This is a genomic window from Streptomyces sp. NPDC056479, from assembly GCF_042795335.1.
GTDB lineage: Bacteria > Actinomycetota > Actinomycetes > Streptomycetales > Streptomycetaceae > Streptomyces.
This window is the reverse complement of sequence record NZ_JBHTRZ010000011.1, coordinates 361212-382665: the sequence shown is the minus strand read 5'-3', so window position 1 is coordinate 382665 and position 21454 is coordinate 361212. Positions and strand designations below refer to the sequence as shown.

General features: G+C 70.6%; 25 protein-coding genes. 15 read left to right on the top strand and 10 right to left on the bottom strand.

Going from position 1 to position 21454, the window contains the following annotated elements; genetic code table 11:
* Nucleotides 1–25: 25 nt before the first annotated feature.
* On the bottom strand, nucleotides 26–838 hold the full coding sequence (locus tag ACFQ6S_RS37560; RefSeq protein ID WP_383419664.1) for a TSUP family transporter: 813 nt from the start codon (nucleotides 836–838) through the stop codon (nucleotides 26–28).
* 207 nt (nucleotides 839–1045) lie between these two features.
* Between ACFQ6S_RS37560 and ACFQ6S_RS37555 the strand changes: the two genes are divergently transcribed.
* Entirely contained in the window at nucleotides 1046–1663 is a 618-nt protein-coding gene (locus ACFQ6S_RS37555) for a PadR family transcriptional regulator (RefSeq protein ID WP_383419662.1), read from the top strand.
* 84 nt (nucleotides 1664–1747) lie between these two features.
* On the opposite strand, the gene ACFQ6S_RS37550 is transcribed toward ACFQ6S_RS37555, so the two are convergent.
* Nucleotides 1748–2182 carry an SRPBCC family protein gene (locus tag ACFQ6S_RS37550; RefSeq protein WP_383419660.1) on the bottom strand — a complete coding sequence of 145 codons (435 nt, stop codon included), beginning with the start codon at nucleotides 2180–2182 and terminating at the stop codon, nucleotides 1748–1750.
* 289 nt (nucleotides 2183–2471) lie between these two features.
* On the opposite strand from ACFQ6S_RS37550, the gene ACFQ6S_RS37545 reads away from it, so the two are divergent.
* From ACFQ6S_RS37545 to ACFQ6S_RS37530, 4 genes are all read left to right on the top strand, one after another.
* Nucleotides 2472–3032 carry a Clp protease N-terminal domain-containing protein gene (locus ACFQ6S_RS37545; RefSeq protein ID WP_383419658.1) on the top strand — a complete coding sequence of 187 codons (561 nt, stop codon included), beginning with the start codon at nucleotides 2472–2474 and terminating at the stop codon, nucleotides 3030–3032.
* 276 nt (nucleotides 3033–3308) lie between these two features.
* The gene (locus ACFQ6S_RS37540; protein WP_383419656.1) at nucleotides 3309–4475 is read left to right on the top strand and encodes an FAD-dependent oxidoreductase; all 1167 of its coding nucleotides are present in this window, start codon (nucleotides 3309–3311) and stop codon (nucleotides 4473–4475) included.
* Between the two features lie 75 nt (nucleotides 4476–4550).
* Nucleotides 4551–5549: a DMT family transporter gene (locus tag ACFQ6S_RS37535; RefSeq protein ID WP_383419654.1), complete on the top strand. Its 999-nt coding sequence runs from the start codon at nucleotides 4551–4553 to the stop codon at nucleotides 5547–5549.
* Between the two features lie 158 nt (nucleotides 5550–5707).
* Nucleotides 5708–6691, top strand: a complete 984-nt coding sequence (locus ACFQ6S_RS37530; protein WP_383419652.1) for a DMT family transporter — start codon at nucleotides 5708–5710, stop codon at nucleotides 6689–6691.
* Between the two features lie 70 nt (nucleotides 6692–6761).
* Here the strand turns inward: ACFQ6S_RS37530 and ACFQ6S_RS37525 are convergent, their stop codons facing one another.
* Together ACFQ6S_RS37525 and ACFQ6S_RS37520 are read right to left on the bottom strand one after the other, a co-directional pair.
* Nucleotides 6762–7394 (bottom strand): FMN-binding negative transcriptional regulator, encoded by a 633-nt coding sequence (locus tag ACFQ6S_RS37525; protein WP_383419650.1) that lies wholly within the window; start codon nucleotides 7392–7394, stop codon nucleotides 6762–6764.
* Nucleotides 7394–8077: a pyridoxamine 5'-phosphate oxidase family protein gene (locus ACFQ6S_RS37520; RefSeq protein ID WP_383419748.1), complete on the bottom strand. Its 684-nt coding sequence runs from the start codon at nucleotides 8075–8077 to the stop codon at nucleotides 7394–7396. The genes ACFQ6S_RS37525 and ACFQ6S_RS37520 overlap by 1 nt, the downstream gene beginning before the upstream one ends.
* A 35-nt stretch (nucleotides 8078–8112) precedes the next feature.
* On the opposite strand from ACFQ6S_RS37520, the gene ACFQ6S_RS37515 reads away from it, so the two are divergent.
* Entirely contained in the window at nucleotides 8113–9444 is a 1332-nt protein-coding gene (locus tag ACFQ6S_RS37515) for an aminotransferase class I/II-fold pyridoxal phosphate-dependent enzyme (RefSeq protein ID WP_383419648.1), read from the top strand.
* Between the two features lie 10 nt (nucleotides 9445–9454).
* On the opposite strand, the gene ACFQ6S_RS37510 is transcribed toward ACFQ6S_RS37515, so the two are convergent.
* Nucleotides 9455–10396 (bottom strand): DMT family transporter, encoded by a 942-nt coding sequence (locus tag ACFQ6S_RS37510; RefSeq protein ID WP_383419646.1) that lies wholly within the window; start codon nucleotides 10394–10396, stop codon nucleotides 9455–9457.
* Nucleotides 10397–10470: 74 nt separating this feature from the next.
* On the opposite strand from ACFQ6S_RS37510, the gene ACFQ6S_RS37505 reads away from it, so the two are divergent.
* Nucleotides 10471–11373, top strand: a complete 903-nt coding sequence (locus tag ACFQ6S_RS37505; RefSeq protein ID WP_383419645.1) for a LysR family transcriptional regulator — start codon at nucleotides 10471–10473, stop codon at nucleotides 11371–11373.
* Between the two features lie 22 nt (nucleotides 11374–11395).
* Here ACFQ6S_RS37505 and ACFQ6S_RS37500 read toward each other — a convergent pair whose 3' ends face one another.
* Nucleotides 11396–11863 (bottom strand): pyridoxamine 5'-phosphate oxidase family protein, encoded by a 468-nt coding sequence (locus tag ACFQ6S_RS37500; RefSeq protein ID WP_383419643.1) that lies wholly within the window; start codon nucleotides 11861–11863, stop codon nucleotides 11396–11398.
* Nucleotides 11864–12045: 182 nt separating this feature from the next.
* Here ACFQ6S_RS37500 and ACFQ6S_RS37495 point away from each other — a divergent pair, with 182 nt between their 5' ends.
* A complete protein-coding gene (locus ACFQ6S_RS37495) occupies nucleotides 12046–12696 on the top strand; it encodes a cysteine hydrolase (protein WP_383419641.1) in 651 nt (216 codons plus the stop codon).
* On the opposite strand, the gene ACFQ6S_RS37490 is transcribed toward ACFQ6S_RS37495, so the two are convergent.
* Nucleotides 12683–13174, bottom strand: a complete 492-nt coding sequence (locus ACFQ6S_RS37490; RefSeq protein ID WP_383419639.1) for a Rieske (2Fe-2S) protein — start codon at nucleotides 13172–13174, stop codon at nucleotides 12683–12685. The two genes, ACFQ6S_RS37495 and ACFQ6S_RS37490, sit on opposite strands and share 14 nt — an antisense overlap.
* Nucleotides 13175–13394: 220 nt before the next feature.
* Here ACFQ6S_RS37490 and ACFQ6S_RS37485 point away from each other — a divergent pair, with 220 nt between their 5' ends.
* The 7 genes from ACFQ6S_RS37485 to ACFQ6S_RS37455 all read left to right on the top strand — a co-directional run bounded on the left by ACFQ6S_RS37485 (nucleotide 13395) and on the right by ACFQ6S_RS37455 (nucleotide 19551).
* A complete protein-coding gene (locus tag ACFQ6S_RS37485) occupies nucleotides 13395–14159 on the top strand; it encodes a HipA family kinase (RefSeq protein ID WP_383419637.1) in 765 nt (254 codons plus the stop codon).
* Nucleotides 14156–14605 (top strand): DUF3037 domain-containing protein, encoded by a 450-nt coding sequence (locus ACFQ6S_RS37480; RefSeq protein WP_383419635.1) that lies wholly within the window; start codon nucleotides 14156–14158, stop codon nucleotides 14603–14605. Before ACFQ6S_RS37485 ends, ACFQ6S_RS37480 begins: the two co-directional genes overlap by 4 nt.
* 111 nt (nucleotides 14606–14716) lie before the next feature.
* On the top strand, nucleotides 14717–15478 hold the full coding sequence (gene fabG / locus ACFQ6S_RS37475; RefSeq protein ID WP_383419633.1) for a 3-oxoacyl-ACP reductase FabG: 762 nt from the start codon (nucleotides 14717–14719) through the stop codon (nucleotides 15476–15478).
* Nucleotides 15479–15497: 19 nt separating this feature from the next.
* Entirely contained in the window at nucleotides 15498–16259 is a 762-nt protein-coding gene (locus ACFQ6S_RS37470) for an SDR family oxidoreductase (RefSeq protein ID WP_383419631.1), read from the top strand.
* A gap of 204 nt (nucleotides 16260–16463) precedes the next feature.
* Nucleotides 16464–18044 (top strand): ABC transporter substrate-binding protein, encoded by a 1581-nt coding sequence (locus tag ACFQ6S_RS37465; RefSeq protein ID WP_383419629.1) that lies wholly within the window; start codon nucleotides 16464–16466, stop codon nucleotides 18042–18044.
* Between the two features lie 140 nt (nucleotides 18045–18184).
* Nucleotides 18185–18868, top strand: coding sequence for a uracil-DNA glycosylase (gene ung / locus ACFQ6S_RS37460; protein ID WP_383419628.1), 684 nt, complete (start codon nucleotides 18185–18187; stop codon nucleotides 18866–18868).
* Nucleotides 18869–19095: 227 nt separating this feature from the next.
* Nucleotides 19096–19551 carry a hypothetical protein gene (locus tag ACFQ6S_RS37455; RefSeq protein WP_383419626.1) on the top strand — a complete coding sequence of 152 codons (456 nt, stop codon included), beginning with the start codon at nucleotides 19096–19098 and terminating at the stop codon, nucleotides 19549–19551.
* A 37-nt stretch (nucleotides 19552–19588) separates the two neighbouring features.
* Here ACFQ6S_RS37455 and ACFQ6S_RS37450 read toward each other — a convergent pair whose 3' ends face one another.
* From ACFQ6S_RS37450 to ACFQ6S_RS37440, 3 genes are all read right to left on the bottom strand, one after another.
* Entirely contained in the window at nucleotides 19589–20092 is a 504-nt protein-coding gene (locus ACFQ6S_RS37450) for a hypothetical protein (RefSeq protein WP_383419624.1), read from the bottom strand.
* Nucleotides 20093–20204: 112 nt separating this feature from the next.
* Entirely contained in the window at nucleotides 20205–20714 is a 510-nt protein-coding gene (locus ACFQ6S_RS37445) for a DinB family protein (RefSeq protein WP_383419622.1), read from the bottom strand.
* A gap of 64 nt (nucleotides 20715–20778) precedes the next feature.
* Nucleotides 20779–21369 (bottom strand): TetR/AcrR family transcriptional regulator, encoded by a 591-nt coding sequence (locus ACFQ6S_RS37440; RefSeq protein ID WP_383419620.1) that lies wholly within the window; start codon nucleotides 21367–21369, stop codon nucleotides 20779–20781.
* Nucleotides 21370–21454 lie beyond the last annotated feature (85 nt).

Below are 21454 nucleotides of genomic sequence, written 5' to 3'. Positions count from 1 at the left end.
CTGAGCGCCAGGTCGTTTCGGCAGGTCAGTCGCGACGAGCGAGCTTCATCGCGGAGACCAGCAGAATCATGGCCAGCAGGGGGATGAGGATCCGGTCGGGAAACACGCCGAGCAGCAGTCCGCCCAGCAGCGCGCCGGCGATCGAGCCCGCGGCCATGGTCGCGGTGAAGCGGAGATTCGCGTCGAGGACGGCGAAGCTGCCGTCGCGGCTGTAGCGGGCGAAGGCCACGAGCATGGTGGGCAGGGAGATGAGCAGGGAGAGGCTTCCCGCGGTTTTGATGTCCTCTCCGAACAGCAGCACGATCGTCGGGATCAACAGCTCGCCTCCCGCCACGCCCATGATCGCCGCGACCACACCGATGCCGAATCCGGCCACGACGCCGCACGGCACCTGGGCCCACAGCGGCAGCGCGAGCGTGCCAACGGTGGTGATGTGCGTGACCACCAGGGCGGCGGCCATGAGAACCATCAAGGCGGCCAGCACCTTGTAGAGGGTGGCGCTGCGCATGCGCACCGCCCAGGACGCCCCGGCCCACGCTCCGAGCAGGCTGCCGGCCAGCAGATTGACCGCGACCGGCCAGCGGGGGGCCACTTCGGCCGCCGGGACTGCTGCCAGCCGAGCGGGCAGCGCCGTCACGACCACGACCAGGCTCATGGCCTTGTTCAGGATGACCGCGGAGAGCGCGGCGAACCCGAACAGACCGATCAGCAGCGGCAGGCGGAACTCCGCACCGCCCAGCCCGATCATCCCGCCCAGCAGGCCGATGGACGCTCCCGCGCCGAACACCATGGGGATGGAGCGCGTGGAGCGGAGAGGAACGAGGGGCTCGGCGGTCATGACGGGCATCCTCGCTGCCGGCCACCCGTGTCTGCCACCGCGTGACCCCATCTTCGGCCAAAGGCACCTACGCCCTGCTCAGGATTCGTCCAGTCCTCCGAGCGCGGCAGAACGACATCTCGGTCTCGGAAGACTCTTGCCTAGCGAACTGTTCCGATATATCGTTGAGGCATCGCGACAGATCAACGATGGAATGGAGTGATTGCGATGCGTTCCCATGGATACGAGCGTGGGCATGGTGGACACGGTCAGCACGGCCGAGGTGGCTTCGAGGGGCTTCGCGGCGCCTTCGGGCCGTTCGGGCCCGGTGGTGGCCCCGGTTTCGGCGGACCTGGATTCGGGCCCGGACCTTGGGGGTCCAGGGGCCGAGGGGGGCCTCGAGGGAGGGCGCGGCGCGGAGACGTACGCGCGTCGATCCTCGCGCTGCTGAAGGACCGCCCCATGCACGGCTACGAGATGATCCAGGAGATCGCCGAGCGCAGCGGCGGGGCGTGGAAGCCCAGCCCCGGCTCGGTGTACCCCACCCTCCAGCTGCTGGAGGACGAGGGCCTGATCGCCAGCGAGAGCGAGGGCGGCAAGAAGCTCTTCTCGCTCACCGACGCGGGCCGCGAGGCCGCCGAGGCCGGCCCCGAGGCGCCCTGGGAGGAAGCCTCCCGTGGTGTCGACTGGGAAGCCCTCGGCGAGATCCGCCAGGCCGGCTTCGGTCTGATGGAGGCCTTCGGCCAGGTCTGGAAGACGGGCAGCAAGGAACAGCGCGAGAAGGCGCTGACCGTCATCAACGACGCCCGCAAGAGGCTGTACCTGATCCTCGCCGACGAGGACTGAACGGCACCGGCGGCCTCCCCGCCGTAAGTGAAGGCGCCCCGTGGAGCATTCCGCGGGGCGCCTTCGTCCGTGCCGCGAGGCCGGTCAGGTCACCAGGCCCGCCAGCTTGCGCAGCGACACGTTCAGCGCCGCCGTCGCCGAGTCCTTGAGCTTGCCCGCCATCAGCGACACCGCCGCGCCGGTGAACTCCCCGTCGATGCGCACGGTCGTGGAGGCGCCGTCGCCATCGGGGGTGAGCGTGTAGCGCGTGGCCACGGTCACGGCCATCGGGCCCTTGCCGCGGATCGCCAGCACCCGCGTCGGCTCCAGTTCCTCGATGGTCCACTCGACCTCGGCCGGGAACCCCATCAGCTTCATGTTCTCCTGGAAGGTCCCGTCCACTTCGAGGGCCGTGGGGCCGCCGCCGGGGAAGCTGGTGTGGGTCGCGTTCCACTGGCCGTACGCCGACCAGTCCGTCAGCTGTGCCCAGATCTTCTCGGCCGGTGCCTCGATGCGTTCCTCCGCGCTGACTTCGGCCATGCGACCACCCCTTCGACTCGCGCTACGGTGTCGCGGAACGTAGCTGCGGGGCCCGAAACATTCAATACTGATGAACCGTCAGAATATGTGGAGACGCGAGCCTTCAACCCGCTGGCTCGGTCCACCGGCCGGGACGCACCCGCAAGTCGGCGCGCGCCCCTCCGGGTGGTTCGGCGTGATCTCATCCGTAAGGAGGAGATTTCGGCCGACGGAGTCCACTCACCGTGGGACGCGAAAATGCTTCCCCTTGGCGATGCCTCGCCTTGACGGGACTGATGGGGTAGGGGATGTGCAACCCCGTATCCCCCGGCAGTCGGATCAGGACGAGGACTGCCGGCGCCCGGACGCCCCGGCGGACGATGCCAGGCTCAGCGACGAACTGGCAGCGGTGGTCTCCGGTGCCCGCCGTCGAGCGGTCAGAGACGGGGACCGGCAGATCGACACGGCCCATCTGCTGCACTCGCTCCTGGAACACGACCCGGGCGTCTACGCCGTCTTCGGTGAGGGACCGCAGATCGCCCGCCTGCTCGGCTACCTCGTGCAGCGCAGCATCGGCTACGGCCTGCGCTGGCAGGGCACCGTCGAGGACTCCGGCGCGGTCCCCGTGGTGATGCACGGCGAGGGCTTCTCCCCGCTGGCCGCGAGCGCGATGCAGCACGCCTGCCGACGCGCCGCCCAGCGCGGCGACGCCCAGGCCCGCGGCATCGACCTGCTCGCGGCGATCGTGCTGGACCCCCAGGCGCGTGCCGTCGAGGTGCTCGCCCGCGCGGGCATCGACGCGAACGCCGTACGCGCCCGCATCGACGAGCATCGAGACGAGTGCGTCGGCGGCGGCGAGACCGCCCGATAGCCGTCCGCTGTCGGCTTCCGCAGCCCGGCTGCTGATCCGGTGCTCGACACGCTCTGTCCCGCCGACCGGCACCAACTTCTCCGCCGATCCGGCGTGTTGGGGTGAACGCGCGCGCTGTCACACGGCCGCGACGTCACATCGTGCAGAGCCGGCATCTATAGGCGGACTGTCGGTCCGATGTCGGCGGCTTGTCGGCAGGGCCTGGCACGTTTTCAGGGATCCCGCCGGGTGTCCGCCCGGCAGGCGTGCCACACGTGCCACAGAGAAGGAATCACCATGACCCCTGACATCACGATCATCGGCGCCGGACTCGGCGGCCTCACCCTCGCCCGCGTCCTGCACGTCTACGGCATCGCTGCCACCGTGTACGAGGCGGAGCCCTCCCCGACAGCGCGCCACCAGGGCGGGATGCTCGACATCCACGACTACAACGGCCAACCGGCGCTGCGGGAGGCGGGCCTGATCGACGAGTTCCGCGACCTCATCCTGGAAGGCCGCGAGGCGACCCGGGTCCTCGCGACGGACGGGACCGTCCTGCTCGAGGTGCCCGACGACGGCACGGGCGGACGCCCCGAGGTGCAGCGCGGCGAGCTGCGGCAGCTCCTGCTCGACTCACTGCCGGCCGGCACCGTCCGATGGGGCCACAAGGTCAGCCGTACCCGTGCCCTGGGCGAGAGCCGCCACGAGGTGACCTTCGCCGACGGCACCATCGTCGCCACCGGTCTGCTGGTCGGCGCGGACGGCGCTTGGTCACGGGTCCGGCCGCTGCTCTCCGACGCGGCACCCGAGTACAGCGGCAGGTCGGTCGTCGAGACCTACCTCTTCGACGCCGATACCCGGCACCCGGCCGGCGCGAAAACGGTCGGCGGCGGGTCGCTGTTCACGCTCGCGCCGGGCAAGGCGATCATGGCTCACCGCGAGAGCGGCGGCACCCTCCACACCTATGTGACGCTCGCCAAGCCGCAGGACTGGTTCGCGCAGATCGACTTCACGGATTCCGCCGCGGCGATCGCGCGGACAGCGCAGGAGTTCGACGGCTGGGCACCGGAGATCACCGCACTGATCACCGACAGCGACACCGCACCGATTCTGCGCCCTCTCAACGCCCTGCCGATCGAGCACCGGTGGGACCGGGTTCCGGGGGTGACCCTGCTCGGCGACGCCGCACATCTCTCGATCCCGAACGGCGAAGGCGCCAACCTGGCCATGTACGACGGCGCCGAGCTCGGCAAGGCCATAGCCGCGCACCTCGGCGACGTCGAGACCGCGCTCGGCGAATACGAGCAGGCCATGTTCCCCCGCAGCGCCGAAGCCGCGGCCGACGGCGCGGAGCTCTACGAGCTCATGTTCGGCGACAGCGCACCCCACGGCCTGATCGACATGTTCACCGGAGACAAGACCATGGCCGGTGATGTGCCGCGCGGTGAATCACGCGCTGTGTGAGGGCCGGAGCGTCCACGGATCGAGACAGGTGTCATTGGGGATGACGCTCCTGTCGTCGCCTGTCATCATGTGTCGGTGCGCAGGTCTGAGAGCGGTCACGTCGGCCGAGGCAAAGGTGTCGGGCTCGGTCTGGCGATCGGGTCCGCGGTCGCCTTCGGAGGTTCCGGTGTCGCGGCCAAGCCGCTGATCGAGGCAGGACTCGACCCGCTCCACGTGGTGTGGCTGCGGGTGGCCGGCGCCGCCCTCGTGATGCTGCCGCTCGCCGTGCGCCACCGTGCGCTGGTGCGCAGCCGACCCGCACTGCTCGCCGGGTTCGGGCTGCTCGGGGTCGCGGGTGTGCAGGCGTTCTACTTCGCCTCGATCTCCCGCATCCCGGTCGGGGTCGCGCTGCTCGTCGAGTATCTGGCGCCGGCGCTCGTCCTCGGCTGGGTGCGGTTCGTGCAGCGGCGGCCGGTGACCCGCGCCGCCGCCGTCGGCGTGGTCCTCGCGGTCGGTGGCCTCGCCTGTGTCGTCGAGGTCTGGTCGGGTCTGAGCTTCGACGCCCTCGGGCTGCTCCTCGCGCTCGGCGCCGCCTGCTGTCAGGTCGGCTACTTCGTCCTGTCCGACCAGGGCAGCGACTCCGGCGAGGAGGCCCCCGACCCGCTCGGCGTCATCGCGTACGGCCTGCTGGTCGGCACCGCCGTACTGACCGTCGTGGCCCGGCCCTGGCGCATGGACTGGTCGGTCCTCGCGGACACCGCCGACATGAACGGCACCCCGGTCGCGGCCGGCCTGCTGCTGGCCTGGATCGTGCTCCTCGCCACGGTGATCGCCTATGTCACCGGAGTGGTCTCCGTGCGGCGGCTGTCACCGCAGGTCGCGGGAGTCGTGGCGTGTCTGGAGGCGGTCATCGCGACCGTCCTCGCCTGGTTCCTCCTCGGCGAGCACCTCTCGGCGCCGCAGATCATCGGCGGCGCGGTCGTCCTGGCCGGTGCGTTCATCGCGCAGTCGTCCGCGCCGGCCAAGGTCTCGGCCGAACCGGTGGCGAGCGGTGGCCCCGAGCGCGAGTTGTCCGCCCGCGGAAACGTCGCCTAGGCTGCGCAATCATGCCTTCGACACTCGTTCTTCCGCCTCCGGCCGCCTGAGGCGGGCCCTCCGGTACAACCGACCCGGCGCCACGCCGGGCGGAACGGTGCTGCCCGCAGACGAAGTCCACGGACCCCGCTGAGCCGGGCTCCTCCCAGAACTTCTGCATGTCTGCGGAGAAACAACTCGTGTCGAACACCTCTGTCTCCGGCCTGCCCATCGGGCGAGGCCTCATCTATCTGATCATCGCCGGTGCCGCCTGGGGCACCGCCGGCGCGGCCGCCTCACTCGTATACCGGACCAGTGACATGGGACCGATCGCCCTCTCCTTCTGGCGCTGCGCGGTCGGCTTCGTACTGCTGGTCGCCGTACGGCTGCTGCGTCCACGTCCTCGGCGCACCACGTCCGAGCCGCTCGCCCGCAAGGCGCTGCGCGCCGGGGCCACCGGGGTCGGGCTCGCCGTGTTCCAGACCGCCTACTTCGCGGCGGTGGACGCCACCGGACTCGCCGTGGGCACGGTCGTCACCCTCGGCGCCGGTCCCGTGTTCATCGCGCTCGGCGCCCGGCTGACGCTGGGGGAGCGGCTCGGACGCGGGGGCGCGGCCGCGGTGGCCGGCGCGCTCACCGGGCTCGCGGTACTCGCGCTCGGCGGCGACGGCGCGACCGTACGGCCCTGGGGCGTGCTGCTCGCGCTCGTGTCCGCGGCCGCGTACTCCGTGATGACCCTGCTGACCCGCAAGTGGGGCCGCGACGGCGAGGCCGACGCCGGCGACACGTCCGTGTGGGCCTTCGCGGTCACCAGCCTGTGCCTGCTGCCGCTCGCCCTCGCGGAGGGACTCGTGCCGCACACGGTCGATCCGCTCCGCCTCGGCTGGCTGCTGATGTACATCGCGGCGATCCCCACGGCCCTCGCCTACGCCCTCTACTTCGCGGGCGCGGCCGCCGTGCGGTCGGCCACCGTGTCCGTGATCATGCTGCTGGAGCCGGTCAGCGCGGCGGTGCTCGCCGTCGTGCTGCTCGGGGAGCACCTGACGACGCCGACCCTCGCCGGCACCCTGCTGATGCTCGGCTCGGTCGCGGGCCTGGCGGTGGCGGAGACGCGCGGGGCACGACGGGAGCGGGAACGGGAGCGGGAACCCGTGCCGGCGTGACGTCGAGGGGTCCGGCACCGCGCGGTGCCGGACCCCTGGTCCGTCCGGCAGTTGGGCATCGGCTCCTCGCTCAGGCCGGGCGGCGTCGCAGCATGTGCTCGCGCGCCGCCCCGTCCCGCGGTCCGGCCCGCCCCGCCAGCTTCTCCGCGATCCGGCCCTGAACCTCCTCCGACCGTCTGCCCCCGAACTTGAACTTCGCGCGCACGCCGGTCACTTCGAGCCGCAGCCCGCGGATACCCGACAGCAGCCTGCCGTACGGCACCTCCCCGACCGCCACCTTCGCCGAGCCGCCCTCCGGCTGGAAGTGGCCGACCTGGCGGTTCAGCAGCTCGGCGTTCTCGGCGGGGTCGTCCACGACATGGGCCCGGCACCGGAGTTGGACCGCAGCGTAGAAGCTGGTCGGTTCGCCGTGCTCGGACGGCTGGTCCGGTGCCGCCTGCCAGGGGCCGGGCACGTACACGTAGTCGTCGAGCACGCTCAGTACGACCTCGGGGTTGGCCAGCAGGGCCGGCCATATCGGGTTGGGGCGGGCCAGATGTGCCAGGGCCTCGCCGCGCCCGGCGTCGTACGTGAAGTGCAGCGGCTGGACGTGCGGTGGTTCGCCGTCCAGCCCGTTGACCACGAGCTGCCCGAAGTCGTGGACCTTCAGCCACTGCTGCCACTCGGCGTCTTCGTGGGGCGCGTCCCAGGGGTGGATCAGCATCACAGGGCCTTGAGGTAGTCGGGGAGGTCGGTGCCGGGGGCCAGGTCGGGGTCGTCGAGCGGTGTGTCGTAGCCCTTGCGCAGCGGGACGACGCCGGCCCAGTGGGGGAGGGCCAGGTCCTCGGGCTCGTCGTTGACGCCGCCGGTGCGGAGCTTGGCCGAGACCTCGTTCAGGTCGAGGCGGATCACGGCGGTCGCGGCCAGTTCCTTCTTGTTCGCCGGCCGGGAGTCACCGGAGCGGCCCGCCACCACATGCTCGACGAGCGCGTCCAGGGCGATGCGCTTCTCCTCCGGGTCCGTCACGTCGTAAGCGGTGCCGTGCACGACCACCGAGCGGTAGTTGATCGAGTGGTGGAAGGCCGAGCGGGCCAGGATCAGCGCGTCGACATGGGTGACGGTCAGGCACACCGGCAGCCCCGGGTCGGCCTTGCCGGTCATCCGCAGCGGGCGCGAGCCCGTCGACCCGTGCACGTAGAGCGTCTCGCCGACCCGGCCGAACAGCGTCGGCAGCACCACCGGCGCGCCGTCGCGGACGAAGCCGAGGTGGCAGACGTAGGCCTCGTCGAGGATCGCGTGGACCAGTTCCTTGTCGTACACCGCGCGCTCCGCGGAGCGGGTGGGGACGGTGCGGTCGGTCGGCGTGTAGGTGCCGGGCTGCGACGTCGGTTGCGGGGTCCCCTGCATTGCCTTCTCCATTGCACTAGTACATAATGTTGTTTGTGCTAGGAGAATATCGGATCGAAGGGCGGCGTGCAGCCGAGATCTCGGCGAGCATCGAGCGCGCGGTCGGCTCGGGAGAGCTGGAGCCGGGCCAACTGCTGCCGCCCATGCGGGAGTTGGCGACCGACCTGGGAGTGAACCCCAACACGGTCGCCGCCGCGTATCGCATCCTGCGGGAGCGGGGAGTGATCGAGACCTCGGGGCGCCGGGGGAGCCGGGTGCGGCCCAGGCCCGCGACGACCGGGCGCGAGTCGGTCCGGGTGCATGTGCCGCAGGGCGTCCGCGACGTGGCGAGCGGCAATCCCGACCCGGCGCTGTTGCCGTCGCTGGCGAAGGCCTTCGCGGCCGCGGGCGAGCATGCCGACCGGGAACCGGTGCTGTACGGGGACGACGCCGTGGAACCGGAGCTGGCGCGGATGGCGCGGGCCCGGCTGGACGCCGACGGCGTGCCGGACGGTCCCCTCGCCGTCGCCTCGGGGTCGCTCGACGCCATCGAGCGCGTCCTCGTATCCCGACTCAAGCCCGGCGACACCGTCGCCGTGGAGGATCCCGGGTGGGGGAGCCTGCTGGATCTGATCCCGGCGCTCGGACTGCGTATCGTCCCCGTGGGGGTCGACGACGAGGGACCGCTGCCCGAGGACGTGCGCCGAGCCCTCGACTCCGGTGCCCGCGCCCTGATCGTGACCGACCGCGTGCAGAACCCCACCGGAGCCGTGGTGAGTGCCACACGCGCGCGTGCCCTGCGCTCCGAGCTGCGACGGCATCCGGAGATCCTGCTGATCGAGGACGACCACGGTCATGGCATCGTCGACCTGCCCGTCCACCCCCTGGCCGGCACCACCCACCAATGGGCCTTCGTCCGCTCGGTCGCCAAGGCCTACGGCCCCGACCTGCGGCTCGCCGTCCTCACCGGCGACCGGGTCACCCTGGACCGGGTGCGTGGACGGCAACGGCTCGGCGCCGGCTGGGTGAGCCGGCTGGTGCAGCGGGCCGTGGTGCGGCTCTGGGCCGACGGCGCGGTGGACCCGGCGGCGGTGGCGCAGACGTACGGCCGACGCCGTGCCCTGCTCATCGAGGCGCTGGCCGAGCGAGGGGTCGCGGCACAGGGTCGCAGCGGCCTCAATGTCTGGATCCCGGTACCCGACGAGACCGGCGCGGTGGCCCGGCTGCTGCACGCGGGCTGGGCGGTCGCGCCGGGAGCGCGCTTCCGCACCAGCGCGCCACCCGGGATCAGGGTCACCACCTCGACGCTCGGCGAGGCCGAGGCCGGTCCGCTGGCGGACGCGGTGGCGGCGGCGGTGGGCCCCGGACCGGCGGGAAGCTACGTGTAGCCCACCCTTCTCAGGAGCGGCGCTTCACCTGAGTGAGTGCCGCCCCCACAAGGACGATGACCGCCCCCACCGGCGTGGTCCAGCGCAGAGACTCGCCGAGGACGGCGACCCCCGCGGCCGTCGCGATCACCGGGATGAAATAGGTGACCATCTGTGCCGTGGTGGGTCCGACCTCGGCGACCAGCCCGTACTGGATCAACACGGCGAGCCCGGTCCCGAGCGCGCCCAGGGCCACGATCGCCAGCACCGGCACGAGCGAGAACCGGGTCGGTATGGAGGTGAACAGGGGCGTGACGACGGCCAGTTGCCCGGTCGCCAGCAACAGCTGCGCTCCGGTCAGCGACAGATGTGTTTCACCGGACCCCGCCAGCGTCCGGCGGATGTATATCCAGCCGATCGGGTAACTCAACGAGGCCAGCAGCGCCATCGCCGTGCCCGTGGCGTCCAGTCCGTGAAAGCCCTGCCATGCCCCGAGCACCGTCAGCACACCCAGGAAGCCGATCCCCAGCCCGGCGACCCGGACCCGCGTCGGCCGGTCCTCCGACAGTGCGACCAGCGAGAGGACCATGCCCCACAGCGGCGAGGTCGCGTTGCAGATGCCCGCGAGTGTGGACGGGATCGTCAGCTCGGAGTACGCGAAGAGGGAGAACGGCAGTGCGTTCAGCAGGAACGCGGCGACCGTCAGATGCCCCCAGGTCCGCGCCCCGCGCGGCAGCCGCTCCCGCTTCACCGCCATCGCGGCCGCCAGCACCGCCGTACCGAACACCAGCCGCCCCAGCGTGACCTGGAAGGGGGCGTAGCCGTCGGTGCCCACCTTGATGAGCAGGAAGCTGAAGCCCCAGATCAGCGAGAGGGCGGCGAAGCGCAGCCGCCAGTCCAGGCGGGCGCGGGGGCGAGGGGGCGCAGGAGTCGTGGCTGCGGCCGCGTCGCGCGAGGCGGTGGCGGTGGTCATGGCAGCAACGATGCGACAGAAAACCTCGTAGCACAATCGAGTTTTTGCGGCCGATATCTCGTAGCATTGCTTACATGTTGAACCTGGAGCGCCTGCGCACCCTCGACGCCCTCGCCCGGCACGGCTCGGTCAGCGGCGCAGCCGAGGGGCTGCACATCACGACGTCGGCCGTCTCGCAGCAGATGTCCAAGCTGGAGCGGGAGATCGGCCAGCAGCTTCTCGCCAAGAACGGCCGGGGCGTGCGGCTGACGGACGCGGGCCGGCTGCTCGCCGACCACGCCGCCCGCATTCTGTCGCAGGTCGAACTCGCCCAGTCCGACCTGGAGGCGCAGCGCGGGCAGGTGGTCGGTGAGCTGCGGCTGGTCGCGTTCCCCACGGCGCTGCGCGGACTGTTCCCCGCCGCACTCACCGCCCTGCGCGCCGACCATCCGGCGTTGCGTCTGAGCTCGCGCGAGCTGGAGCCCGAGGACGGGGTGGCCGCGGTGATCAGGGGCGACGCCGACCTGGCCGTCGTCCTCGACTGGTACAACAAGCCGCTGCCCATGCCGGACGGGCTCGCCAAGGCCGCGATCCTCGACGACCGGGTGGAGATCGCCATGCCCGAGGGGCATCCGCTCGCGGATCGGCCCGGGGTCGACCTGGAGGACTTCGCGGACGACGAATGGGTCGCCTGGCCCGAGGGCGCGTTCTGCCACGAGTGGCTGCTCTACACGCTGCGCAGCAAGGGCATCGAGCCCCGGATCGCCCACCGCGCCGAAGAGCACCACACCCAACTGGCGCTGGTCGCCGCCGGGTTGGGTGTCTGTGTCGCGCCCCGGCTGGGACGCGACCCGATGCCGTCCGGAGTGCGGGCCGTGCCCGTGCGCAACCGGGTCCACCGGTACGTCTACGCGGTGTGGCGCGCGGACGGGGACCGCCGCCCGTCGATCCGGGCGGCGGTTCAGGCCTTGCAGGCGGCGGCCGAGGAGGTCGGCTGACGGCCCGCAACCAACGGGACGGTCACCGCGACCCCAGCTTCCGGAAGTCCCACGACACGATCTTCTCGGGCGTCAGCCGTATCCACGCGTGGCGGCCGTCGTGCGGCATCTCGTCGATGGCGAAGTTCTTGCGGGCGAACAGCGTCTCGGGGACGTCGAGTTCGGCGCGCAGCTCGCCGACGCGCGGGATCTCGCCCACGAACTCCACGGTGCCGGACAGCTCGACGCCGCGCAGCTGCTCGTAGTCCTCACCCGTGTCGATCACGATCGCGACCCGCGGGTCGCGCCGCAGATCGGTCCACCGCTTGCTGCGGACCACCGAGTACAGCCACAACGAGTTGCCGTCCCAGGCGAACCACAGGGCGCTGACATGCGGAAACCCATCCGTGGACACCGTGGCCACCCGGCAGGTGCGCTGCGTGGTGAGGAATTCGTCCAGCTCACCGGGCGTCATCATGATCTTCCGGCCCCGGCGCTGAGTGACGGTCATACGGCCCCCTCTTCTCTCACGTCGTGCCAGAGGAGAGATCCTCTGACATCACGTCAGAAAAGGATGAGTCGTCTTGCGTCCACACGCAATGGTGGCTCCGTTCCTACGTGTTGGTGGTTCCGTCCGCACGCGATCGTGGCTACGCTCGCCCGCCCACGCCGCCGTCGGGCACAGGGGGATCCATGCCGTCGTACGACCGACTCAGCGCACTCCTCGACCCCGCCACCACCGTCCTGCTCACCGTCGAATGCCAGCAGGGCGTCGTCGGCCCGGACAGCGCATTGCCCGAACTCGCCAAGGAGGCAAGGGATTCAGGCGCCCTCGCCAACGTGACCCGGCTGGTGGCCGCGGCCCACGAGAGCGGCGTCCAGGTGATCCACGCGATCGCCGAACGTCGTCCCGACGGCCGCGGCGCCAACCACAACGCCCGCCTGTTCCGCGCCACCGAACGGCTTCCCGTCCAGCAGCTCTCCGGTACCGAGGCGGTACGCGTCGCGGCGCCGATCGAGGTCGCCGAGCAGGACTTCGTCGTACGGCGTCTGCACGGCCTGTCCCCGATCCAGGGCACCGACGTCGACGCCCTGCTGCGCAACCTCGGCTGCCGGGCGCTGATCGTCACCGGGGTATCGGCCAACGTCGCGATCCCCAACGCCGTCTTCGATGCGGTGAACCGGGGTTACGTCGTGGTCGTGCCCCGGGACGCCATCGCCGGGGTGCCCTCCGACTACACCCCGGCGATGATCAGCCACACCCTCGCATTGGTCGCCACGGTCGCGACCACGGACGAGGTCCTGGGCTGCTTCGAGCGTCCGCGCCGGGTCAGGCCAGCGTGATCGAGTCGCCGGAGACGCTGATCTGCTTGGCGGCCAGCGGCTGGGTCGCGGGCCCCTTCTTCACGCTGCCGTCCAGGACGGAGAACTGGCTGCCGTGACAGGCACAGGAGAGGGTGTCCTCCTTGAGGTCCGTCATCGGGCAGTTCTGGTGGGTGCAGATCGTCGAGAAGGCCTTGAAGTCGCCGGCCGCGGGCTGCGAGACGACCACCTTCTCGTCGCTGAAGACCTTGCCGCTGCCCTCGGGGATGTCGGCCGTCTTCGCGAGCGCGGCCCCGCCGGCGCCGGCATCCGCGGACGAACCGCCGTTCGCTTCGGTGGTCGCGCCGCCTCCGGCGGCACCCTGCTCGGTGGACGAGCCCGACGCCTCGTCGTCCGATCCGCACGCGGTCAGCGCGACGGCGAGCCCCGCCGCGCCGACCGCCGCCACGACGGCACGGCGGCTGGGTTTCGACACCGGCTGAACTGATTCGCTGGTCATGCTGACGTTCCTTCCGGTTATTCGTGATCTGCCGAGAGGTACGGTCCTTTCGGACCGGCTGTTCAGACGATGTCGAAATCCTGACCCGGTCCGGCCAGGAGGTGGGTAAAGCGGAGCTGTCGGTTCACTGTCCGCGGCTGTCGGTTTGCTGTCGGCGCCGACGCAACGCCGCCCGCCCGGGCCGCCCCCGGCGACCTCCCCGCGCCAGTAACCTGGGGCGATGCTCAAGGAAGTCATCGCGACCCGCTACATCACGCCCCTGCGTGAGGGCGGCTCGCTGCCGGGGCTCGTCGAGGCCGACGACTTCGGGACGTACGTCATGAAGTTCACCGGTGCCGGCCAGGGCCGCAAGACGCTGGTCGCCGAGGTCGTCTGCGGTGAACTCGCCCGCAGGCTGGGATTCCGGGTGCCCCGGCTGGTGACGATGCGGCTCGACCCCGTGCTGGGGCTCGGCGAACCCGACCAGCAGGTGCAGGAGTTGCTCAGGTCCAGCGGCGGCGCCAACCTCGGCATGGACTTCCTGTCCGGGGCGCTCGGTTTCGACCCCCTCGCCTTCGAGGTGAGCCCCGAGGAGGCCGGCCGGGTGCTCTGGTTCGACGCCCTGGTCAACAACGTCGACCGGTCCTGGCGCAACCCCAACCTGCTCAGGTGGCAGCGCGAGCTGTGGCTCATCGACCACGGCGCGACCATGATCTGGCACCACAACTGGCCCGGAGCCGAGGCCTCCGCCGCCCGCCCCTACGACGCCTCGGACCACGCCCTGTCCGGCTTCGCCCCCGACATCGCGGGCGCCGCCGCCGATCTCGCGCCACGCGTCACCGAGGACCTGCTGACCGAGGTCACCGTCGAGATCCCGGACGCCTGGCTGGTCGGTGAACCCGGCTTCGACACACCCGACGAGCTTCGGCGAGCCTATGCGCGGCCCCTGCTCGCCCGAGCCGCCTTCATCCACGAGCGCGTCACCGGAATCGAGGAGGGCAAGTGAGCGAGCGCCACATTCACATGGCCGGCCATGTGGTCGAACGCCACATCATCCGGGGCAGCGAGGCAAATGACCGGGACGTCTTCGAGTACGCCCTATTGCGCGTCGTACCTCGTATCGAGCGCGGCGAGTGCATCAACGCGGGCGTGCTGGTGTACTGCCGGGCGAAGGGCTACGTAGGTGCCCGCACCCACCTCGACGAGGCGCGGCTGCGCGCCCTCGACCCCGACGCGGACATGGCCGGCGTCCGGGCCGCCCTCGGGGCCGTCGAGAATGTCTGCGGCGGCAGCGAGGCGGCGGGGCAGGCCGGGGGCGACGACGCCGGGCGGCGCTTTCGCTGGCTGATCGCGCCCCGCTCGACGGTCGTCCAGCCGGGGCCCGTGCACACCGGACTCACCTCCGATCCGACGGCCGAGACGAAGCGGCTGCTCGAGCTGTTGGTGAAGTGACGGATCAGGTAATGGATCACATGCACGTGGTGAGCGTTGACACCGCGTGCCAGGACTTCTAGCGTCACGTCCATCGAAGGTACTAAGCGGTCGCTCACCGAGGAGAGTCTGATGTCCACCACTGATCAGCGGGTCGCCGTAGTCACCGGCGGAGCGCGCGGGATCGGCGCCGCCACCGCCGTACGGCTGGCCGCCGAGGGCCGCGCGGTCGCCGTGATCGACCTCGACGAGGCCGCCTGCAAGGAGACCGTGGAGAAGATCACCGCGGCCGGCGGCAAGGCCCTCGCGGTCGGGTGCGACGTCTCCGACGAGGCGCAGGTCGAGGCGGCCATCGCGCGGATCGCCGAGGAGCTCGGCGCCCCGACGATCCTGGTCAACAACGCGGGCGTGCTGCGGGACAACCTGCTGTTCAAGATGAGCGTCGCCGACTGGGACACGGTCATGAACGTCCACCTGCGCGGCGCCTTCCTGATGTCCAAGGCCTGTCAGAAGCACATGGTGGACGCGGGCTTCGGCCGCATCGTCAACCTCTCCTCGTCCTCCGCGCTGGGCAACCGCGGCCAGGTCAACTACTCCGCCGCCAAGGCCGGCCTGCAGGGCTTCACCAAGACCCTCGCCAAGGAGCTCGGCAAGTTCGGCGTCACCGCCAACTCCGTCGCCCCCGGCTTCATCGCCACCGAGATGACCAAGGCCACCGCCGACCGCGTCGGCATGGGCTTCGAGGACTTCAAGGCCGCCGCCGCCACCCAGATCCCGGTGGCCCGGGTCGGTGAGCCGGAGGACATCGCCAACGCCATCGCCTTCTTCACGGGCGAGGCGGCCGGCTTCGTCTCCGGCCAGGTGCTGTACGTCGCCGGCGGACCGCTCGACTAGGGCTGAGGGAGACACGGACATGACTGCACTGCCTGAACTCTCCGGCAAGGTCGCCCTCGTCACGGGCGCCAGCCGCGGCATCGGCTACGGCGTCGCCGAGGCGCTCGTCGCGCGCGGTGACCGCGTCGTCATCACCGGCCGCACCGAGGACTCCCTCAAGGAGGCCGTCGAGCAGCTCGGCGCCGAGCGCGCCGTCTACGTGGCCGGCAAGGCGCACGACGAGGCCCACCAGGCCGTCGCCGTCGAGCGCGCCATGGAGGCCTTCGGCCGGGTCGACTTCCTGGTCAACAACGCCGGCACCAACCCGGTGTTCGGGCCGATCGCCGACCTCGACCTGGGTGTCGCGCGCAAGGTCTTCGAGACCAACGTGATCTCCGCGCTGGGCTTCGCGCAGAAGACCTGGCACGCCTGGCAGAAGGACAACGGCGGCGCGATCGTCAACATCGCGTCCGTCGCGGGCATCGCGCCCTCGCCCTTCATCGCCGCCTACGGCGTCAGCAAGGCCGCGCTGATCAACCTCACCCAGCAGCTCGCGCACGAGTTCGCGCCCAAGGTGCGGGTCAACGCGATCGCGCCGGCCGTGGTGAAGACGAAGTTCGCGCAGGCCCTGTACGAGGGCCGGGAGGAGGAGGCCGCCGCGGCCTATCCGCTGGCCCGGCTCGGGGTGCCCTCCGACATCGGCGGCGCCGCCGCGTTCCTCACCTCGGACCAGTCCGACTGGGTCACCGGGCAGACGCTCGTCGTCGACGGCGGCATCTTCCTGAACGCGGGCGTCAGCTGACGCAGGGGATACCCGATACCGCCGTCGACACGGGCGCCGCTGGACATCAGCGGCGCCCGTGTCGACGTATCAGAAGATCACTAAACGTTGACAACGTAGTCACCCGAAGAACGAACAAGTGCTCTATGAGACAGGAGGTCCAACGGCCGGAACACTGCGGTATCGTCTGCCGACCCTTGGTATGGCAGATCGAGGAGCGTGCGCGTGTTCAACCGGATCCGACGCCTGCGGCAGGTGGCGGCCATCGCGTCCATATCGTCCCTGGTGGCAGGGTGCGGTGTCCTCTCGTCCGATTCGACGGAAGAGGAAGGGCCGATCGTCGTGGGAACGACCGCGGCCCCCAGCACCCTTGATCCCGCCGCGTCCTGGGACAGCTCCTGGGAACTGTTCCGCAACATTTATCAGACACTCCTCAGTTATCCCTCGGGCGCGACCGCCCCCGAGCCGGACGCCGCCGAGAGCTGCAGGTTCACCGACACCTCGAACCTGAAGTACGAGTGCGAGCTGCGCGAGGGCCTCACGTTCTCCGACGGGCACGCCCTCGACGCGAAGGCGGTCAAGTACTCGATCGACCGGATCCGGAAGATCAACGTCAACGGCGGCCCCGCCGGTCTGCTGGGCAGCCTCGAACGGGTCCAGGTGCTGGGCGACCGCCAGGTCGTCTTCCACCTCAACAAGGCCGACGCGACCTTCCCCTTCGTGCTCGCCACGCCGGCGATGTCGATCGTCGACCCCGAGGACTATCCGGCGGACAAACTCCGCGAGGAGGGCTCGATCGTCGGGTCCGGGCCCTACACCCTGTCGTCGTACGACGAGGGCAGCAAGGCCGAGCTCGTCAAGAACGACAGCTACGAGGGCCTCGCCGAGCGCAAGAACAGCGCGGTGACCATCCGCTACTACCAGGACTCACCCACCATGGTCTCCGCGCTGCGCGACAAGAAGCTCGACGTCGCCTTCCGAGGCCTCGCCGCGGACGACATCGTCGACATCCAGGCCGACGACGACGATGAACTCCAGCTGATCGAGGGCTCCGGCACCGAGATCAACTACCTGGTCTTCAACCCCAAGGACCCCATGGCGGGCAAGACCGCCGTGCGCAAGGCCATCGCCCAGGTCGTCGACCGTCCGGCCATCGCGCACAAGGTCTACAAGGACACCGTCGAGCCGCTGTACTCCATGGTCCCCAAGGGCCTGACCGGACACACCACGGGCTTCTTCGACGACTACGGCGAGCCCAGCACCGGCAAGGCCCGCGAGCTCCTCACCGACGCGGGCATCACCACGCCCGTCCCGCTCAACCTCTGGTACACCAGCGACCGCTACGGCTCCGCCACCAAGGCCGAGTTCGAGGAGCTGAAGAGCCAGCTCGAGGACTCCGGGCTCTTCAAGATCACCCTCAAGAGCCGCCCCTGGAAGACGTACGTCACCGGCTACCAGAAGGGCGAGTACCCGGTCTTCGGGCGTGGCTGGTTCCCCGACTTCCCGGACGCGGACAACTTCATCGCACCGTTCGTCGGCGAGCAGAACGCGCTCGGTACGCCGTACCTGGTGCCGAAGATCACCGAGACCCTGCTGCCCAACTCCCGCGCCCAGAGCGACCGGGCCAACGTCGTCAAGGACTTCGAGGACGCCCAGCGCATCCTCGTCGACGACGTACGGCTGCTGCCGCTGTGGCAGGGGCGGCAGTACGTGGCCGCGAGCGCGGAGGTCTCGGGTGCGGAGCGGGCGCTGGACCCGTCGACGATCATGATGGTGGGCGAGTTGTCCCGCAAGACCAGCTGGTAGGAAGCCCCACCGGCGGGGCGGCTGTCGGGATGTGCGGTCCGCGGGGTGATTGTCAGTGGTCGCCTGTAGGTTCTGAGACCTGGAAGCGACCGCTGGTCGTGGACCGCACATCGTCTGCCGTACAGCGTAAGGAAGTTGACGTGACCGACACCGCCATGCTGCCCGAGTCCTGGCGCGGGGTTCTGGGCGACGAACTGCAGCAGCCCTATTTCAAGGAGCTGACGGAGTTCGTCGAGGAGGAGCGGGCGAAGGGTGCCGTGTATCCGCCGCGCGAGGAGGTCTTCGCCGCGCTGGACGCCACGCCGTACGAGAAGGTGAAGGTCCTGATCCTCGGCCAGGACCCGTATCACGGCGAGGGACAGGGGCACGGCCTGTGCTTCTCGGTCCGTCCCGGAGTGAAGACGCCGCCCTCGCTGCGCAACATCTACAAGGAGATGAAGGAGGAGCTCGGCCACCCCGTCCCGGACAACGGCTATCTGATGCCGTGGGCCGAGCAGGGCGTCCTGCTGCTCAACGCGGTGCTGACGGTGCGCGCCGGCGAGGCGAACTCGCACAAGGGCAAGGGCTGGGAGAAGTTCACCGACGCCGTGATCCGGGCGGTGGCCGACCGGCCCGACCCCGCGGTGTTCGTGCTGTGGGGCAACTACGCGCAGAAGAAGCTCCCGCTCATCGACGAGACACGGCATGTGGTCGTGAAGGGCGCGCATCCTTCGCCGCTGTCGGCTAAGAAGTTCTTCGGCTCGCGTCCGTTCACGCAGATCAACGAGGCGGTGGCCCAGCAGGGACACGAGCCGATCGACTGGCGGATCGCGGATCTGGGGTGAGCGGTCGCCGGGGCTGATCGCCGGGCTGGTCCGGGCGGGTGCTTCGGCGGGCTCTCGGGCGACCCGGTCCACCCCCGTGTCGGCCTGTCCTCGGCCCGGACCGGCCTTCACCTGGGCCGGTCCCTCGCCGGACCGGCCCGGTGGTCGTACGGAGCCGCCTGACCGGGAATGCCGGTGAGGGCGGTTAGCGTCGTGGGGCACCAGCCGACGAGGGCCCGGAGGACGCGGTGGCGGAGCGACAGGAGCAGACGGCGCCGGACGCCGTGCTGACGCGGATCGGGCAGGTCGTGATGCTCCATCACGCCGGGGACCGCGAGGAGGCCCGGCACCGGCTGCTCGACCTGTGGACGGAGCTGGGCGAGGACGGCGATCCGCTGCACCGATGCACGCTGGCCCACTACCTGGCCGACACCCAGGACGATCCCTCGGACGAACTGGCATGGGATCTACGGGCGTTGACCGAGGCTCAGGGGGCGGGCGGCGCGGTCGGCGTGCTCGCTCTGTTTCCCTCGCTGCACCTGAATCTCGCCGCCGACTACGTCAAGCTCGACCGCACGGAGGCCGCCCGTGTGCATCTTCGGCGAGCTCGGGGTGCGGCGGGGGTGTTGAGGGACGACAGCTACGGGGACGGGGTGCGGGCCGAGATTCGGCGGCTGGAGGGGTGGTTGGGGGACGAGGTGTAGGGCACGCCTTTCCAGTACCGGCGCACTGTCTGCCCCCTCACCGCCCGTACGTCTGGTCGCAGATCCTCGACTCGGGGCTGCCCGCCGGCCAACCGCCGTACTTCCGGCCGAGCGCACAGACGTCCGGGTTCCCCTGGACCTCCTTGGGGAGCGACTTCGACACATCGGGGACGGGCATGCTCGGCCGTTCCGGGGTATCGGGGGCGGGCTCGGAGTGCGGGCGCCGGGGGTGTTCGTGGTGGCCGTGAGGGCCAGAGGACCGGCGCGTGGGCGGCGCCTGTGGTGGGGTGGTCGGCGACGCGGAGTGTGCGGCGGACGGCGTGGGTTCCGGGCTGGGGGACGGGCCGATGAGGGCCAGCGCCTCGCGGGCCGGCGCCTGCACGACCTCCGGGGCCGTATGCCCGCTGGGCCGGGGGACCGACGGCTGGGACGGTGCCGTCGGGGCCCCGGGGGCCGACGGGCGCTGGACCGTCGTACAGCCGGACAGGGCCGAGACGGTCACGGTGACCAGGAGCGTTGCGGTGGTCGTCGTTCGATGCACCCGCGCAACTCTGCTGGGTCGGGCGGCCGTTGGGACAGCGGACGAGCAGAGGTTGATCCACACGGGTGATCTCCGTCCCCGTACGGGCGGTGCGGGCCCGCCCCCGCTGACGTCAGTCGCCCGTGGTGCCGTCGACGCGCTCGCGGATCAGGTCGGCGTGGCCGTTGTGGCGGGCGTACTCCTCGATCATGTGGGTGATGATCCAGCGCAGGTTGAAGGTCTCGCCGGACCGGCTTCTGCCCTTGGAGCGGTCGTCCAGGCCGTGGCCCGCCGCGTTACGACGAGCGTTGTCCACCTCGGCCTGCCAAGTGGTGTACGCCTCCTGCCAGGTGTCGGCATCGGTGAAGTGGAAGTCGCCGTCGGGGTCCTCCTCGCTGGAGTAGAGCACCCCGAGGTCCTCGTCCAGGAGAACCTCGTGGAACCACCAGCGCTCCACCTCCGCCATGTGCCGCACCAGCCCCATCAGGGTCAGCTCGGACGGCTCCACGGACGCGATCCTGAGCTGGGCGTCGGTCAGGCCTTCGCACTTCCACGCCAGGGTCTGCCGGTGGTAGTCCAGCCAGCCCTCCAGCATGGTGCGCTCGTCGGCGGTGGTGGCGGGCTCATGGCGTTCGATCGTCATGCCGGCATCCTCGCTCAACTTCCCTGCCTTCACCAGCAGTTTTACGACTGCCGGAGCCCCGGGCTCACCGCTCGAACATCCCGTCAAGGAGCTCGCGCAGCCCCGCCCGTACCTCCTCCAGGCTCGGCACCTCCGCGTTGAAGGACCCGGCCACGCAGCTGAACATCAGCCCGTCCGCCCACGCGACCAGGGACAGCACGTGCCGGGCCGGGGCCGTCGAGCCCATCGCGGTCATCAGGGCGGTGAGCTGGTCACGGAAGCGGGCGCCCGTCGCGTCGAAATAGGCGCGCAATTCGGGGCGGCGGGTGGCCTCCAGCGCCAGTTCGTAGCGGGCGAGGGTGAGTTCGCGATTGCGGGTCAGGGCGCGGTGCGTCGCCAGCGCCAGGCCGTCGACCAGTGAGTCGAGGCCGCCCCGTGGGTCCGGCATCTCCTCCAGCGCCAGGACCCGCGCCTCACGCTCGGCGAGCCGCCGCACCGCCACTTCGAGCAGCGCCTGCCGGGTGCGCGCCAGGTTCGACGTGGAGCCCTGGGGCAGCCCGGCCGCCTCGTCGACCGCCCGGTGCGTGAGCCCCCGCATCCCTCGCTCCGCGAGCAGCGCGAGGGCGGTGTCGGCGACGAGATCGGCGCGCGCGGCGCCTGCGGAGCGTACGGACATGGAGATCAACCTACCTCCTGCACTACGCCTGTAGTACAGTCGAGACGCAGTGGTACTACATCTGTAGTCACCTCTCTGCTCAGCT

Excerpts from the sequence above, each read along its gene's own strand:
- ACFQ6S_RS37560 (WP_383419664.1), bottom strand. The coding sequence starts at position 838 with ATGACCGCCGAGCCCCTCGTTCCTCTCCGCTCCACGCGCTCCATCCCC.
- ACFQ6S_RS37445 (WP_383419622.1), bottom strand. The coding sequence starts at position 20,714 with ATGACGATCGAACGCCATGAGCCCGCCACCACCGCCGACGAGCGCACC.
- ACFQ6S_RS37490 (WP_383419639.1), bottom strand. The coding sequence starts at position 13,174 with ATGACCAGCGAATCAGTTCAGCCGGTGTCGAAACCCAGCCGCCGTGCC.
- ACFQ6S_RS37540 (WP_383419656.1), top strand. The coding sequence starts at position 3,309 with ATGACCCCTGACATCACGATCATCGGCGCCGGACTCGGCGGCCTCACC.
- ACFQ6S_RS37500 (WP_383419643.1), bottom strand. The coding sequence starts at position 11,863 with ATGACCGTCACTCAGCGCCGGGGCCGGAAGATCATGATGACGCCCGGT.
- ACFQ6S_RS37525 (WP_383419650.1), bottom strand. The coding sequence starts at position 7,394 with ATGCTGATCCACCCCTGGGACGCGCCCCACGAAGACGCCGAGTGGCAG.
- ACFQ6S_RS37440 (WP_383419620.1), bottom strand. The coding sequence starts at position 21,369 with ATGTCCGTACGCTCCGCAGGCGCCGCGCGCGCCGATCTCGTCGCCGAC.
- ACFQ6S_RS37555 (WP_383419662.1), top strand. The coding sequence starts at position 1,046 with ATGCGTTCCCATGGATACGAGCGTGGGCATGGTGGACACGGTCAGCAC.
- ACFQ6S_RS37520 (WP_383419748.1), bottom strand. The coding sequence starts at position 8,077 with ATGCAGGGGACCCCGCAACCGACGTCGCAGCCCGGCACCTACACGCCG.
- fabG (WP_383419633.1), top strand. The coding sequence starts at position 14,717 with ATGTCCACCACTGATCAGCGGGTCGCCGTAGTCACCGGCGGAGCGCGC.
- ACFQ6S_RS37505 (WP_383419645.1), top strand. The coding sequence starts at position 10,471 with ATGTTGAACCTGGAGCGCCTGCGCACCCTCGACGCCCTCGCCCGGCAC.
- ACFQ6S_RS37485 (WP_383419637.1), top strand. The coding sequence starts at position 13,395 with ATGCTCAAGGAAGTCATCGCGACCCGCTACATCACGCCCCTGCGTGAG.
- ACFQ6S_RS37510 (WP_383419646.1), bottom strand. The coding sequence starts at position 10,396 with ATGACCACCGCCACCGCCTCGCGCGACGCGGCCGCAGCCACGACTCCT.
- ACFQ6S_RS37495 (WP_383419641.1), top strand. The coding sequence starts at position 12,046 with ATGCCGTCGTACGACCGACTCAGCGCACTCCTCGACCCCGCCACCACC.
- ACFQ6S_RS37550 (WP_383419660.1), bottom strand. The coding sequence starts at position 2,182 with ATGGCCGAAGTCAGCGCGGAGGAACGCATCGAGGCACCGGCCGAGAAG.
- ACFQ6S_RS37530 (WP_383419652.1), top strand. The coding sequence starts at position 5,708 with ATGTCTGCGGAGAAACAACTCGTGTCGAACACCTCTGTCTCCGGCCTG.
- ACFQ6S_RS37470 (WP_383419631.1), top strand. The coding sequence starts at position 15,498 with ATGACTGCACTGCCTGAACTCTCCGGCAAGGTCGCCCTCGTCACGGGC.